Source organism: Pseudomonas sp. P9_31, assembly GCF_034008235.1.
GTDB lineage: Bacteria > Pseudomonadota > Gammaproteobacteria > Pseudomonadales > Pseudomonadaceae > Aquipseudomonas.
Map to the genome: position 1 here is coordinate 2,086,071 of NZ_CP125375.1, position 14,546 is coordinate 2,100,616.

Below are 14,546 nucleotides of genomic sequence, written 5' to 3' on the forward strand. Positions count from 1 at the left end.
ATTCATTGAAGAAGACGATAAGAAGCAGCCCGAAATTGGGTCTGTAGCTCAGTTGGTTAGAGCGCACCCCTGATAAGGGTGAGGTCGGCAGTTCGAATCTGCCCAGACCCACCAATTTTGCTTGTGTGGGAACGCCTGTAGAAATACGGGGCCATAGCTCAGCTGGGAGAGCGCCTGCCTTGCACGCAGGAGGTCAACGGTTCGATCCCGTTTGGCTCCACCACTACTGCTTCTGTTTGTTGAAAGCTTAGAAATGAGCATTCCATCGTGATGATGGTGAATGTTGATTTCTAGTCTTTGGCTAGATCGTTCTTTAAAAATTTGGGTATGTGATAGAAAGATAGACTGAACGTTACTTTCACTGGTAACGGATCAGGCTAAGGTAAAATTTGTGAGTTTAATCGCGAATTTTCGGCGAATGTCGTCTTCACAGTATAACCAGATTGCTTGGGGTTATATGGTCAAGTGAAGAAGCGCATACGGTGGATGCCTTGGCAGTCAGAGGCGATGAAAGACGTGGTAGCCTGCGAAAAGCTTCGGGGAGTCGGCAAACAGACTTTGATCCGGAGATGTCTGAATGGGGGAACCCACCTAACATAAGTTAGGTATCTTAAGCTGAATACATAGGCTTAAGAAGCGAACCAGGGGAACTGAAACATCTAAGTACCCTGAGGAAAAGAAATCAACCGAGATTCCCTTAGTAGTGGCGAGCGAACGGGGACCAGCCCTTAAGTGGCTTTGAGATTAGCGGAACGCTCTGGAAAGTGCGGCCATAGTGGGTGATAGCCCTGTACGCGAAAATCTCTTAGTCATGAAATCGAGTAGGACGGAGCACGAGAAACTTTGTCTGAATATGGGGGGACCATCCTCCAAGGCTAAATACTACTGACTGACCGATAGTGAACTAGTACCGTGAGGGAAAGGCGAAAAGAACCCCGGAGAGGGGAGTGAAATAGATCCTGAAACCGTATGCGTACAAGCAGTGGGAGCCCACTTTGTTGGGTGACTGCGTACCTTTTGTATAATGGGTCAGCGACTTATTTTCAGTGGCGAGCTTAACCGAATAGGGGAGGCGTAGCGAAAGCGAGTCTTAATAGGGCGTCTAGTCGCTGGGAATAGACCCGAAACCGGGCGATCTATCCATGGGCAGGTTGAAGGTTAGGTAACACTGACTGGAGGACCGAACCGACTACCGTTGAAAAGTTAGCGGATGACCTGTGGATCGGAGTGAAAGGCTAATCAAGCTCGGAGATAGCTGGTTCTCCTCGAAAGCTATTTAGGTAGCGCCTCATGTATCACTGTAGGGGGTAGAGCACTGTTTCGGCTAGGGGGTCATCCCGACTTACCAAACCGATGCAAACTCCGAATACCTACAAGTGCCGAGCATGGGAGACACACGGCGGGTGCTAACGTCCGTCGTGAAAAGGGAAACAACCCAGACCGTCAGCTAAGGTCCCAAAGTTATGGTTAAGTGGGAAACGATGTGGGAAGGCTTAGACAGCTAGGAGGTTGGCTTAGAAGCAGCCACCCTTTAAAGAAAGCGTAATAGCTCACTAGTCGAGTCGGCCTGCGCGGAAGATGTAACGGGGCTCAAACCATACACCGAAGCTACGGGTATCACTTAGGTGATGCGGTAGAGGAGCGTTCTGTAAGCCTGTGAAGGTGAGTTGAGAAGCTTGCTGGAGGTATCAGAAGTGCGAATGCTGACATGAGTAACGACAATGGGTGTGAAAAACACCCACGCCGAAAGACCAAGGTTTCCTGCGCAACGTTAATCGACGCAGGGTTAGTCGGTCCCTAAGGCGAGGCTGAAAAGCGTAGTCGATGGAAAACAGGTTAATATTCCTGTACTTCTGGTTATTGCGATGGAGGGACGGAGAAGGCTAGGCCAGCTTGGCGTTGGTTGTCCAAGTTTAAGGTGGTAGGCTGGAATCTTAGGTAAATCCGGGATTCCAAGGCCGAGAGCTGATGACGAGTGTTCTTTTAGAACACGAAGTGGTTGATGCCATGCTTCCAAGAAAAGCTTCTAAGCTTCAGGTAACCAGGAACCGTACCCCAAACCGACACAGGTGGTTGGGTAGAGAATACCAAGGCGCTTGAGAGAACTCGGGTGAAGGAACTAGGCAAAATGGCACCGTAACTTCGGGAGAAGGTGCGCCGGTGAGGGTGAAGGACTTGCTCCGTAAGCCCACGCCGGTCGAAGATACCAGGCCGCTGCGACTGTTTATTAAAAACACAGCACTCTGCAAACACGAAAGTGGACGTATAGGGTGTGACGCCTGCCCGGTGCCGGAAGGTTAATTGATGGGGTTAGCTAACGCGAAGCTCTTGATCGAAGCCCCGGTAAACGGCGGCCGTAACTATAACGGTCCTAAGGTAGCGAAATTCCTTGTCGGGTAAGTTCCGACCTGCACGAATGGCGTAACGATGGCGGCGCTGTCTCCACCCGAGACTCAGTGAAATTGAAATCGCTGTGAAGATGCAGTGTATCCGCGGCTAGACGGAAAGACCCCGTGAACCTTTACTATAGCTTTGCACTGGACTTTGAATTTGCTTGTGTAGGATAGGTGGGAGGCTTTGAAGCGTGGACGCCAGTTCGCGTGGAGCCATCCTTGAAATACCACCCTGGCAACTTTGAGGTTCTAACTCAGGTCCGTTATCCGGATCGAGGACAGTGTATGGTGGGTAGTTTGACTGGGGCGGTCTCCTCCTAAAGAGTAACGGAGGAGTACGAAGGTGCGCTCAGACCGGTCGGAAATCGGTCGTAGAGTATAAAGGCAAAAGCGCGCTTGACTGCGAGACAGACACGTCGAGCAGGTACGAAAGTAGGTCTTAGTGATCCGGTGGTTCTGTATGGAAGGGCCATCGCTCAACGGATAAAAGGTACTCCGGGGATAACAGGCTGATACCGCCCAAGAGTTCATATCGACGGCGGTGTTTGGCACCTCGATGTCGGCTCATCACATCCTGGGGCTGAAGCCGGTCCCAAGGGTATGGCTGTTCGCCATTTAAAGTGGTACGCGAGCTGGGTTTAGAACGTCGTGAGACAGTTCGGTCCCTATCTGCCGTGGACGTTTGAGATTTGAGAGGGGCTGCTCCTAGTACGAGAGGACCGGAGTGGACGAACCTCTGGTGTTCCGGTTGTCACGCCAGTGGCATTGCCGGGTAGCTATGTTCGGAATAGATAACCGCTGAAAGCATCTAAGCGGGAAACTAGCCTCAAGATGAGATCTCACTGGGACCTTGAGTCCCCTGAAGGGCCGTCGAAGACTACGACGTTGATAGGTTGGGTGTGTAAGCGCTGTGAGGCGTTGAGCTAACCAATACTAATTGCCCGTGAGGCTTGACCATATAACACCCAAGCAATTTGCTGACTCGAAAGAGCACCAGATTGCGGTGTGTGAAGACGCAATGAACCGAAAGTTCGAGAAACACACAAACTATCGCATACCCAATTTGCTGAAGCGTCGAAAGACGGTTCGGTACCCGAATTTCTTGACGACCATAGAGCATTGGAACCACCTGATCCCATCCCGAACTCAGCAGTGAAACGATGCATCGCCGATGGTAGTGTGGGGTTTCCCCATGTGAGAGTAGGTCATCGTCAAGATTAAATTCCGAAACCCCTATCTGCGTATGCAGGTAGGGGTTTTGTTTTGCCCGCAGGAAAGTGCCTTGGCAACAAAGGGATACCCCGATAGCTATCGCTGGTAACAGCCGCATCGTTAATGAAACTTCGGCAGAACACGCTAAGTGACCGCGCCTTTTTTGGTATGGTGCAGCTCGTTTTTAACGGACTGATTTCAAGCCTACGGATCGGCACCCCTCTACAGTCAAAGAGCTGCTGCAGAAATGCCCGAAGCGATACCGATCAAAGACCACGAAAAAGAGAAGCGCCTGGTCAATAAAAGACTGATGGCTTGCGCCTTGTTCGTCGTCGCTATTACCTGCGCGCTGGTGGTGCGCCTGTATGTCCTGCAAGTGGTCGAGTACGACTACCACTCGACGATCTCCGAAAATAACCGTGTACACGTATTGCCGATCGCCCCTACCCGCGGGTTGATCTATGACCGCAATGGCGTAGTTCTGGCGGACAACCGACCCAGCTTCAACCTGACCATCACCCGCGAGCGTGCCTCCGACGTCAAAGAAGAGCTGGATGAGGTGGTCAACCTCCTGCACCTGCCTGCCGAAGACCGCACGGTCTTCGATAAGGCAATGAAACAAGCTAGACATCCCTTCGTACCAGTCACTTTGTTCTACGAACTCAGCGAAGAACAGATAGCCGTGTTGGCGGTCAACGAGTTCCGTCTGCCAGGGATCGACGTGGAGCCGCAATTCGTTCGCCACTACCCGATGGGCGAGCACTTCGCTCATTCGATTGGCTACGTCGGCCGCATCAACGAAAAAGAATCCAAGGCCCTGGATACGGTGGAATACCGTGGCACTCAATCCATCGGCAAGACCGGCATCGAGAAATTCTACGAGCCCGAGTTGCACGGCCACGTCGGTTACGAAGAAGTCGAAACCAATGCGCAAGGCCGCGTTCTGCGAGTGCTCAAGCACACCGATCCGATCCCCGGCAAAAACATCGTACTGAGCCTCGACGTCAAACTTCAGGAAGCCGCGGAAGCTGCATTAGGCGATCGCCGTGGCTCGGTGGTCGCTCTCGATCCGTCAACCGGTGAAGTGCTGGCCATGGTCAGCAAGCCCAGCTTTGACCCGAACCTGTTCGTCACCGGGATCAGCTTCAAGGAGTACGCGGCGCTGCACGACTCCATCGACCGGCCGCTGTTCAACCGCGTACTGCGGGGGCTCTACGCGCCGGGTTCGACCATCAAGCCGGAGGTGGCGATTGCCGGCCTCGACGCCGGGGTCGTCACCCCTCAGACCCGTGTCTTCGATCCAGGTTATTACCAACTCCCGGACTTCGATCATAAGTACCGTAACTGGAACCACAGCGGCGATGGCTGGGTGGACATGGACGCGGCGATCATGCGCTCCAACGACACCTACTTCTACGACCTGGCCCACAAGCTGGGCATCGACCGTCTGCACGATTACATGGCGATGTTCGGCCTCGGCGAGAAGGTCTCGCTGGACATGTTCGAAGAGTCTCCGGGATTGATGCCATCCCAGGCCTGGAAGCGCGCCACGCGCCGTCAACCGTGGTTCCCCGGCGAGACAGTGATCCTCGGGATCGGCCAGGGCTACATGCAGGTCACCCCTCTGCAACTCGCCCAGGCTACCGCACTGATCGCCAACAAAGGTGTATGGAACCGACCGCACCTGGCCAAGAGTGTGGATGGCGTAGCGCCGGTGGATGAGCATCCGATGCCGAATATCCTGCTCAAGGACCCGCGTGACTGGGAGCAGGTCAACCATGGCATGCAGATGGTCATGCACGATGCTCGCGGGATTGCCCGAGCGGCAGCGGAGGGCGCGCAGTACCGCATTGCCGGCAAAAGTGGGACCGCGCAAGTGGTGGCGATCAAGCAGGGTGAGCGCTACAACCGGGCGAAAACCCTTGAGCGCAACCGCGACAACGCCTTGTTCGTCGGTTTCGCCCCGGCCGAACATCCGAAGATTGTCATCTCGGTGATGATCGAAAACGGCGAGGCCGGAGGTCGCGTCGCCGGTCCCGTGGTGCGGCAGATCATGGACGCCTGGCTGCTCGATCAGGAGGGCCACCTGAAGCCGCAATACGCCGCGCCGAGCAAAGCGCCGGGCGACCCTCACGTCTAAACGATCAAGGCTTCGCAGCACAGGCTCACGAATACTGAGCATGTGCTGGAAGCTTTCCAGAAACACGGTTTCGGCCTGACTCATCTTCTGCTCGCGATTCCACAGCAGCTGGATATCGAAATCCACCACCCCGTCTTCGCTCGCGGCACCAGCCTGCTGACCACCAAGCTGCATGGCCGTGGCGACAGTCAGATCAATCAGCCAATCCACAGTGCCGGCGTCACGGTGAGTCCCGGCGATTTGGTGCTGGCGGACGACAACGGTGTGCTGTTTCTCGACTGGCGAACGGTGGCCGCTGTCATCGATCAGGCCTTGGCTTCGGATCGCGCCGAACCGCGCTTGTTGGAGCGGCTGCGCGCCGGTGAGCCGGTGGCGCAGGTTTTGAGCGTGGATGCCTTGTACGGCGTGGCGCGGATGATTCAGGCGATCGAAGGCCTGGCCACCGATTTCGCCCAGACGTGCGTCAGGGCACCGATGTGTTGCTCAATGCTGTGCTGTGCTGTGCTGTGCTGAGCCACCAACGTCGAATAAACGCAATCCACGTGGGAGCGAGCTTGCTCGCGAAGAGGTCCTCAAAGACACCACAGCATCAAACCCCAGGCACCGGACAACTCATATCGCCTTCCTCACACGTTAGGTAGCGTTTGAAGGTTTCGACGCGCGCCTTGGTCAGGTTGGTGGTGCACAGGCTGTAGATTAGCGGATACACACTGCCCCCCGACACCGTAGAGGTCGAAAACTCACACTCAGCATCACGAAACGCCACCCAGTTGCGTTGCGCGCTGACCAGCAGCTTCTTGGCATCGGGATTGTCTTTCAATCGTTTGGTGATCTGTTGGTAAAGCGTGTTCAGCTCTTTATCAGCCGCTTTGTATTGCTCGGCGGCACACTGATTCATGGTGCCCTGGTCGTTCGCATTGGCACAGTCCACGGCATGCGCCACGGTGGTGAACAGCAGCGGCGTCAACGCCAGGAGAAAACGGGGGGGCATGGGGGGCTCGCTGTGGTGATGGAAAGTTGGGGTGCAGTGTAGCGAAGATGGCGGTTTCAGCTCGTAGCAAGGGCGCCTGAAGCCGCGAAGGCGGCAGCATTCTCGCAAGCTAGCCCCAGCAGGGTTTCGCCTGCTGGCTTCCCTGTTCAACCCAGAACTTATGGCCAGAACCGAGGCCGAATATTTCAGGCATGCTTGATGGCGGCACCCGTTTGATACAACTTTTAGGGTGGTCTTATGGTCTTTACAGGCCTACTGTTCAATACAGGAGGTGACTTATGAACCCAGCATCAGATCGCATCGAAAGGAAGATCCTGCTCAAGGTGCCGCGCTCGCAGGTCTGGCGCGTGCTGGCCAATGCCGAAGCCTTTGGGCAGTGGTTTGGCGTGGCGCTCGAAGGTAAGCGCTTTGTCGCTGGCGAGTGGACCCAGGGGCAGATTACTTATCCTGGTTATGAGCACTTGTTGTGGAATGTACTGGTGGAGCGAGTCGAACCGGAGCGGGTGTTTTCGTTCCGCTGGCACCCCTATGCGGTGGAACCGGAAGTCGATTACTCCCAGGAACCCACCACGCTGGTGAAGTTCGAGCTCCAGGATATGGACGAAGGCACGTTGTTGACGGTCGTCGAATCCGGTTTCGATCACATCCCTCAATCGCGCAGGCTCAAGGCGTTCCGCATGGACAGCCGTGGATGGGATGAGCAGATGAACAATATCGAAGAATTTCTGAGAACAAATACCAAGACCCATTAGAGCCAGGGAGGTTGATGGCTGCAGGCCATGAAATTCGTGGCCTCAGCGCGTGATGGCTGACACGTCTAAGGGGTTTCGGAAAGGTGACTATGGCGAATGTCTTACACGCGATAGTAGCTATGTCGTCTATTGCAGATTGGATCCGAAGCGTAATCTAGCCTCATCAACTGAAGCACAGGAAGTGCTCCAGGGTCACGGATGATCGACCATAAGCAAGGATTGCTGCCGACAGGGAGTCGATATGGTCTTGGGAAAAACCCGCTTCGGCGGGTTTTTTTTCGGCTACAGAAAACTGCAAGTTGCTACAAGGGCGGTTTCAGGCGCTGAGTGGTCAATGGCTTACACGGAGCCGCTGGTATGTCGTCTTTTGAGGCTTCACCGATGGGGTTAATCTGGATCCATCAACTGAAGCACAGGACGTGCTCAGGATCACGGATGATCGACCATACGCCAGGATGGCTGCCGACAGGATGTCGCAATGGTCTTGAGAAACCCGCTTAGGCGGGTTTTTTTTCGTCTGCAGAACACTGAATCCAGATCTCCTGTAGCTGCAGCCGAAGGCTGCGCAGCAGTCGTAGACCCCACAAGCACGGTATGCCTGAAACACCGCGGCATCTGAGAGTGACTGGCTGCGGGGACCTTGGTTCCCGCAGCCATTTCTTTCACCGGCAGTCGAGTTTCGCCGCTGCACGTTCGGTGATTTCCGAGCGCAATTTCAGCGACGCGGCAACGCGTTTGCGGGCTTCCTCCAGCACGCTGACTGGCGCTGTCTCAGGGCTGCCCGAAGCAAACGGCGGTGCCGGGGCGTATTCCAGCTGCAGTTGCACCAGTTGCGCCGTGTCTTCATCGAACAGTTCAGCCGCCAGGGTCAGGGCGAAATCGATCCCCGCCGTGATCCCGCCGCCGGTCAGCAGATTGCCGTCGCGCACCACTCGATCCTTCACCGGAATCGCCCCCAAACGCCCGAGCAATTCGTGATACGCCCAGTGCGTGGTGGCGCGTTTGCCCTTGAGCAACCCTGCTGCGCCAAGCACCAGCGCGCCGGTGCAGACCGAGGTGACATACCGCGCCGTGGCAGCCTGAGTCTTGATGAAGGCCAGGGTTTGGTCATCCTCCATCAATGGCCCGACGCCGGTGCCGCCGGGAATGCAGATCACATCCAGCGGCGGGCAGTCGTCGAAGCTGATGGTCGGTTTCAACACCAGCCCGGTACTCGCGGTGACTGGCACCAGATTCTTCCAGATCAGATGCACCTTCACATCCGGCAACGAGGCCAGCACGTCATAAGGGCCGGTCAGGTCCAGTTGTTGGAGCTGTGGAAACAACAAAAATCCGATCTGCAACGTCATGGCGTTTTTCTCCTGATTGGGGTGGACGGCTTCACTGTAGGCTCGTAGGATCTGGCGTATACGCCAATAACCCCACGAATTACGCCAAATATGCCGAACAACCCGAAAACCATTCATGTGCAGGCCTTTGCCAACGTGCAACTGCTCGACGTTACCGGGCCGTTGCAGGTGTTTGCCTCGGCCAACGACATTGCCCGCCAGCAAGGTTTGCCGCCGCCCTATGCGCCGTCGGTGATTGCCAGTGGTGGCGGGGCAGTGATGTCGTCGGCGGGGTTGGCGCTGTTGGCGGAGCCGCTGCCGGATCGGGGCAGCGACACCTTGATCATTGCCGGTGGCTGGGGCGTTTACGCGGCGGCGCAGGATGAGTCGCTGGTGGCGTGGGTGCGTGAGCATGCGATGGAGTGCCGACGGGTGGCGTCGGTGTGCACCGGGGCGTTTTTGCTGGCGGCCAGCGGCTGGCTCGACGGTCGGCGGGTGGTGACGCACTGGACCCGTTGCGAGCAATTGGCGCAGCAGCATCCCAAACTTCAGGTCGAACCCAACCCAATCTTCATCAACGACGGCCCGGTCTGGACCTCGGCTGGGGTCACCGCCGGCATTGACCTGGCCCTGGCCATGGTCGAAGAAGACCTTGGCCGAACCATGGCCCTGGACGTCGCCCGGCAATTGGTGGTGTTTCTCAAGCGTCCGGGTGGCCAGTCGCAGTTCAGCGTGACCTTGTCTTTGCAGAAAGAAGGTAATCGTTTCGACGAACTTCACGCCTGGATCAGCGAAAACCTCACCAAGGACCTCGGCATCCCGACCTTGGCCTTGCAGGCCGGCATGAGCGAACGCAGCTTCGTCCGTCATTACCGCGCCGACACCGGCCAGACCCCGGCCCGGGCCATCGAGCTTATTCGGGTCGAGACCGCGCGACGGCTGCTCAGCGACACCGGTGTACCGATCAAGCGGGTCGCGGTGCAATGCGGGTTTGGCAGTGAAGAAACCTTGCGCCGCAGTTTTCTGCGGGCGATGGGGGTGACGCCGCAGGCGTATCGAGAGCGTTTTTCCGTCAGCGCTCCAGCAGATCCAGTATTGCCTTGAGGGTCTTGTTCATTCGACACTCCATAGGGCTGTAATGGGTTATCCGAACAGCACCTTTTGCCAATATTCTTCACTGATGATCGCTATCGGCACACCACTTTCTCTCAGTTCGACCGCTCTTTTGATCTTGGTCCCGTAAGTGCTATGCAGCCATTGATCATTGCCGATGCTGCCTACCACTAAATAGTGGATCTTCTTGCTGACGGATCCGCCGATAAGCCCACCACGTTCAATAATCAGTGATTCGCACTCCTTGCGCGGACCGTAAGCCATGATCCCGGTAAACAGGAACACTCGGTCAGCCCAACTTAAAGAGGGCGCCGGGTTGTCGAGAGGAAGGCTGGTCGGCGCAGTGAACGTTTGGGCAGAACCAATCGGCAGGCCTGCGAACTGGTGAAGCATCTCCAGTAGTTCGCCAGACTCCTCGGCATCAAGCACGCCGTCGCTCAGCATGCCGGCGAGGCGTTTGTAGAGGATATTCACCACCGGGTCGCCGAGATGGATCAAATGGGTTTCGATCCAGGTCTTTAGAAACTCGGCTTCCTGCTGGTTGATCGTACCGTCGGCAGCGAGCCCGGCGGCGATTCCCACCAGTGCGTCAGCCGAGCGTCGATCAATCCGGGCTTCGTGGAAGAAACCGCTGTTTTGAAATTCCTGATGTAGGTCGACCAAGCGTTCTGCTCCTTAAGCTTCCACGTCTGCCACCTGATTGAAGTACTTCGACCGATCCGGCGTAAACGTCACCACCATTTTGGTCCTGGAACAGGTCAACGCCCGTTCTGCGCTCAGATCAATATCCAGATCTTCCCCGCGCAACCCCTGCCATTGGGCGAGGTATTTGAGGGATCCGTATTTTTCGAGTTTCTTCAGGCTGCGGCTGACGCCACCTTTCCAGCCCAGCACCGGGAGTTCGCCGGTCAGGCATTGGTGGGCGAGGTCGGGGAAGCGGGCGGCGCGTTGGCGGCCGATTTCCCAGCATTTGATCAGGCCTTTGTCGTGGCCCTCCCACAGTTCAGTCCGGTTCAGGCCTGATCGGAGTGGGGTATCGATGCTGCGATGGATGCGCTGAGTCATTCTGGTTCCTTGAATTCGGGTTTTGTTGGACAGCTCCGCTGTACCCGTTGAGCGTGGATGGTAGGGATGGATGTAGGCGCTGGCAACAAGGTATTTCCGGATGTAGGAATGAGTGACTGCGTGTTGATTGGGTGGGTTTGTTTAGTAAATGTAGGTGTTTGCCCTACACGATCCTGTGGTGAGGGGGCTTGCCCCCGTTCGGCCGCGCAGCGGTCGTTAAGCCAGTAAATACGGTGCTTCTGGTGGAATGTGGTTGTGGATTTCAGGGCCGCTGCGCGCCCCAACAGGGGCAAGCTCCCTCGCCACAGGAGGTCAGCTCTATCAGGCAGAGTGTGTTTAAGTTCATCGCGGGTAAGCCTTGATCCTACAAAAAGTGTCGTAAATGTGGATATTTCTGACGAGTTTTGGCGGTTGTAGGTTAGGAAAGGGAGCCGATAGGCTTTGGGGGTTGCTGCAAATTCAGCGACCGGGTTTGGTCACCCGTGCAATGTCAGGCGTGCAAGCGTCAACGTGAGCATGTCGGCGCTTTTTCTTGTGCTTGTCGGTATGCTTCGCGGTGGGCTGTGCGCGGGGCACTTTCGAGTGCGCCGGGTGCCTGACTTCCCGGTTGACCAACCTGCGTACCGCCCACCACCCATCGTTTGGTCACGACGGCGGTGAGCTTCATGAATGTCAGGAGTTACACCATGATAAAAGACAGTCCCAATCCCCCAGAAACCGACAACGTTTCCCCCTACGAATCCCTCGATTCGAAAAAACTCCACGACGCCGCCGAACGCGCGCTCGACCACTACCTCAAGCCACCGCCCAAACAACCCGAAGGCCGCAAGCCAAGCAAGATGTTTCTGGTTGCGCCGGACATGGACAACGAAAGCCTGCTCGCTCATGTCTGCGAATCACTGGCCTCAGCCAGCGTCATGACCAGCGACATTGCCGCGTATGTCGATGCCCCGCAGCGGCATACGCTCCTGGCGATTCAGCAGGTCATCATGCTGGCCGAGCTGGCGGTGAATCGAGTGCTGGATAACGTCGACGTGCCGAAGCCTGCGCCACACAGCTGATCCATTGTGGGAGCGAGCCTGCTCGCGAAAGCGGTGTGTCAGTCGACATCAATGTTGAATGACCAATCGTCATCGCGAGCAGGCTCGCTCCCACAGGGGTAATGTGTCGGGCACAAATAACCGGGGCAATGCAGGGCTTGCTCCCACAAGGGATGTCGGTTACCAGCCTCTTCCCGAATTCACCCAGAAATTCACCGACAACGACGTCGAGACCGACTCCACCTGATGGAACCAGCCTTCGGGTAGAAACAGCAGGTCGCCGGCCTCCAGGGTCACCTGCAGAAACGTCACGTCTTGCGCGCCGGGGAAGCGCTGGTAATCCGGCGCATCCGGGTTGAAATCACAACCGTCGAGCCCGCCCTGGGGAGCCGTCGACCAGGTGCCGAGGGCTTCGCGGTGATGGGGCGCGGCGAGGGTGAAGGTTTTCTGGCCCCAGACTTGAGCGAACAGGTTGTCGGTATCGTCGCGATGCAGCGGTGTCAGCGTGCCTTTGGGGCCGATCCAGATGCGTGGCGGGATGAACAGCGCTTGATCGAAATAGGGCGGGTACTTGATCTGCTCCATCAACTGCGCGGGCAGGATGTTGTTGCCCATGTAAGCCGGTGGTTCGCCATCGGTGCTTTTAACCGCCGGGGTGTCCAGGGAGGCGATGAACTCGGCCATGGAGGTGGAGCGGAAATCCCGTTCAGTAGAGAAGGTTTTCTTCACGTAATCGCCGTGGCGGGTGATGCCTTGCAGTTCGGCGAAATGCACCAGTGACTCTTCGCGGCTGAGCTTGAACAGGGGCCAGTCTTGCAGGGCATCGCTGATCACCAGCGCAATGCCGTGGGGCAGATAGCGTGTCTCGAACTCCAGCACCGACAGCTCGCTGCGTGGCCGGCGCTCCACCGCGCGTTGGGGCGGCAGGCTCGCAGAGACCTTTTCGCTGAAACGCGGCGGGGTCGGGTAACGCTTGTTCATGTCGACCTTTTCCATCACGCCGCCACCATGGCGGGCGTGATCGATGATCTGCGGCAGCATCGTCGCCAGGCCCATGTTGCCGCCGATTTTCAAGCGGCCGCTGGCGAACAGCTCCTCGACGTTGGCGATGCCGCCCATGATCCCGAGAAAATCCTTTTCCGCGACTTCGATGGTCACGTCGGGGCTGGCATGTCGGCCGGCTGCGGTGCGGCTGCTGGCCTTGACCTCGGACCAGTACGCCTGGTGCGGGCCGAACACGAATTGAAAAACCCCTTCGATGCCGACGGCACCGGCATTGGCAAACAGTTTGCCCAGGATGGTCTGCAGGTCCACGGCGATGCCCCTTGTTGGTCGGTCTGAGCTGTTTTTAGTCTGAACAAGGGACGAGCACCTGCAACGGAAATTTAACCGGCGCTGACTAATTTTCGCCGCTTGCGGGCCGTCCTCCCTTACAGACGACTTTTTGAGGTAAACGTGGTGACCAAGCTGACCCTGCTGTGCCTGCCGTATTCTGGCGCCAGTGCCATGGTCTACAGCCGCTGGCGGCGCAAATTGCCGCAGTGGTTGCAGCTGCAGCTGGTAGAGCTGCCGGGGCGGGGCGCACGGTTCGGCGAACCGCTGCACACCGACATGCGCGCACTGGCGATGCAATTGGCCAGGGAGCTGAGTTCGACGCTCAAGGCGCCCTACGCCTTGTTTGGTCATAGCCTGGGGGCCTTGCTGGCATGCGAGATGGCCCACGCCTTTCGTGAGCTGGGCTGCCCGGAACCGGTGGCGCTGTTTGCCTCGGGAACGGCGGCGCCCACGATGCGGGCCGACTACGACCGTGGCTTTGCCGAACCGAAAACCGATGCGCAGTTGATCGAGCAGCTGCGAACACTCAATGGCACCCGCGAAGAGGTGCTGGCCAATGAAGAGCTGATGAGCCTGACACTGCCGATTCTGCGCGCGGACTTTCTGCTGTGCGGACGTTTTCAGCCGGTGCAGCGGCCATTGCTCAAGTGCCCGGTGCACGTGCTGGGTGGCAAGTCCGACAAGGCCACCACCGAGCAGTTGATCGGCTGGAGCAAGGAAACCCATGGCAGCTTTTCGGTGGACATGCTGGCCGGCGGGCACTTCTTCATTCATGAGCATGAAGCCAAGGTGCTGCGGGTGATCAAGGATCAGCTGGAGGTTCATCATCGGCGGCATGCCTTGGCGGCTGTCGGTTAACACGATGCTCCAGTTTGGTGATCTCTGTGGCGAGGGAGCTTGCTCCCGCTGGGTTGCGAAGCGACCCTAAAACCTGCGACCTCGCTGTGTCAGGAATACCGCATTCGCCGGTTTACGACTGCTGCGCAGCCGAGCGGGAGCAAGCTCCCTCGCCACAGGTCTGTGTTCGGCCGTCATTTCTTCGCCGCACCGCCGATTCCAGCCGCTTCGACCTTCCTTCCTGATACTTGTTCTCAAACGCTAATTTTTCCGGTCTGCATTCGTTTTATAGGGACGACGTGCCTTTGTGCTTCCTGCCTACTGATCCGGATGCTAAGAA

The 14,546-nt window shown here is 57.1% G+C and carries 10 protein-coding genes, 2 tRNA genes, 2 rRNA genes and 2 pseudogenes; 10 read left to right on the forward strand and 6 right to left on the reverse strand.

Going from position 1 to position 14,546, the window contains the following annotated elements; translation table 11 throughout:
• Positions 1 to 37: 37 nt before the first annotated feature.
• The 5 genes from QMK51_RS09490 to mrdA all read left to right on the forward strand — a co-directional run bounded on the left by QMK51_RS09490 (position 38) and on the right by mrdA (position 5,745).
• Positions 38 to 114: transfer RNA gene (locus QMK51_RS09490), tRNA-Ile, on the forward strand.
• 33 nt (positions 115 to 147) lie between these two features.
• A tRNA-Ala gene (locus QMK51_RS09495) sits at positions 148 to 223 on the forward strand.
• 236 nt (positions 224 to 459) lie between these two features.
• A 23S ribosomal RNA gene (locus QMK51_RS09500) occupies positions 460 to 3,351 on the forward strand.
• A gap of 143 nt (positions 3,352 to 3,494) precedes the next feature.
• Positions 3,495 to 3,610: ribosomal RNA gene (gene rrf / locus QMK51_RS09505) — 5S ribosomal RNA — on the forward strand.
• A 242-nt stretch (positions 3,611 to 3,852) separates the two neighbouring features.
• Positions 3,853 to 5,745, forward strand: coding sequence for a penicillin-binding protein 2 (gene mrdA / locus QMK51_RS09510; protein ID WP_320393853.1), 1,893 nt, complete (start codon positions 3,853 to 3,855; stop codon positions 5,743 to 5,745).
• Between the two features lie 15 nt (positions 5,746 to 5,760).
• Here mrdA and QMK51_RS09515 read toward each other — a convergent pair.
• Positions 5,761 to 5,883: pseudogene (locus QMK51_RS09515) on the reverse strand (LysR family transcriptional regulator); the annotation flags it as partial.
• Between QMK51_RS09515 and QMK51_RS09520 the strand changes: the two are divergent.
• Positions 5,875 to 6,135: pseudogene (locus QMK51_RS09520) on the forward strand (RraA family protein); the annotation flags it as partial. The pseudogenes QMK51_RS09515 and QMK51_RS09520 overlap by 9 nt on opposite strands.
• 199 nt (positions 6,136 to 6,334) lie before the next feature.
• Here QMK51_RS09520 and QMK51_RS09525 read toward each other — a convergent pair.
• The gene (locus QMK51_RS09525) at positions 6,335 to 6,736 is read right to left on the reverse strand and encodes a lysozyme inhibitor LprI family protein (protein ID WP_320393854.1); all 402 of its coding nucleotides are present in this window, start codon (positions 6,734 to 6,736) and stop codon (positions 6,335 to 6,337) included.
• Positions 6,737 to 7,014: 278 nt separating this feature from the next.
• Between QMK51_RS09525 and QMK51_RS09530 the strand changes: the two genes are divergently transcribed.
• On the forward strand, positions 7,015 to 7,488 hold the full coding sequence (locus QMK51_RS09530; protein WP_258699883.1) for an SRPBCC family protein: 474 nt from the start codon (positions 7,015 to 7,017) through the stop codon (positions 7,486 to 7,488).
• Between the two features lie 662 nt (positions 7,489 to 8,150).
• Here QMK51_RS09530 and inhA read toward each other — a convergent pair.
• Complete coding sequence (gene inhA, locus QMK51_RS09535; protein WP_320393855.1) at positions 8,151 to 8,837, reverse strand: isonitrile hydratase; 687 nt, start codon at positions 8,835 to 8,837, stop codon at positions 8,151 to 8,153.
• Positions 8,838 to 8,927: 90 nt separating this feature from the next.
• Between inhA and QMK51_RS09540 the strand changes: the two genes are divergently transcribed.
• Entirely contained in the window at positions 8,928 to 9,920 is a 993-nt protein-coding gene (locus QMK51_RS09540; RefSeq protein ID WP_320393856.1) for a GlxA family transcriptional regulator, read from the forward strand.
• Between the two features lie 39 nt (positions 9,921 to 9,959).
• Here the strand turns inward: QMK51_RS09540 and QMK51_RS09545 are convergent, their stop codons facing one another.
• Both QMK51_RS09545 and QMK51_RS09550 read right to left on the reverse strand, forming a co-directional pair.
• Entirely contained in the window at positions 9,960 to 10,592 is a 633-nt protein-coding gene (locus QMK51_RS09545) for a BRCT domain-containing protein (protein WP_320393857.1), read from the reverse strand.
• Between the two features lie 12 nt (positions 10,593 to 10,604).
• Positions 10,605 to 10,994 (reverse strand): hypothetical protein, encoded by a 390-nt coding sequence (locus QMK51_RS09550; protein ID WP_007933140.1) that lies wholly within the window; start codon positions 10,992 to 10,994, stop codon positions 10,605 to 10,607.
• A gap of 686 nt (positions 10,995 to 11,680) precedes the next feature.
• Here QMK51_RS09550 and QMK51_RS09555 point away from each other — a divergent pair.
• A complete protein-coding gene (locus QMK51_RS09555) occupies positions 11,681 to 12,055 on the forward strand; it encodes a DUF6124 family protein (protein WP_320393858.1) in 375 nt (124 codons plus the stop codon).
• A 159-nt stretch (positions 12,056 to 12,214) separates the two neighbouring features.
• Here QMK51_RS09555 and QMK51_RS09560 read toward each other — a convergent pair whose 3' ends face one another.
• Positions 12,215 to 13,348 (reverse strand): cupin-like domain-containing protein, encoded by a 1,134-nt coding sequence (locus QMK51_RS09560; protein WP_320393859.1) that lies wholly within the window; start codon positions 13,346 to 13,348, stop codon positions 12,215 to 12,217.
• A gap of 141 nt (positions 13,349 to 13,489) precedes the next feature.
• Between QMK51_RS09560 and QMK51_RS09565 the strand changes: the two genes are divergently transcribed.
• Complete coding sequence (locus QMK51_RS09565) at positions 13,490 to 14,227, forward strand: thioesterase II family protein (protein WP_258699888.1); 738 nt, start codon at positions 13,490 to 13,492, stop codon at positions 14,225 to 14,227.
• Positions 14,228 to 14,546: the final 319 nt, after the last annotated feature.

Coding starts and splice junctions, on each gene's coding strand:
- QMK51_RS09555 (WP_320393858.1), top strand. CDS start 11,681: ATGATAAAAGACAGTCCCAATCCCCCAGAAACCGACAACGTTTCCCCC.
- QMK51_RS09525 (WP_320393854.1), bottom strand. CDS start 6,736: ATGCCCCCCCGTTTTCTCCTGGCGTTGACGCCGCTGCTGTTCACCACC.
- mrdA (WP_320393853.1), top strand. CDS start 3,853: ATGCCCGAAGCGATACCGATCAAAGACCACGAAAAAGAGAAGCGCCTG.
- QMK51_RS09540 (WP_320393856.1), top strand. CDS start 8,928: ATGCCGAACAACCCGAAAACCATTCATGTGCAGGCCTTTGCCAACGTG.
- inhA (WP_320393855.1), bottom strand. CDS start 8,837: ATGACGTTGCAGATCGGATTTTTGTTGTTTCCACAGCTCCAACAACTG.
- QMK51_RS09550 (WP_007933140.1), bottom strand. CDS start 10,994: ATGACTCAGCGCATCCATCGCAGCATCGATACCCCACTCCGATCAGGC.
- QMK51_RS09530 (WP_258699883.1), top strand. CDS start 7,015: ATGAACCCAGCATCAGATCGCATCGAAAGGAAGATCCTGCTCAAGGTG.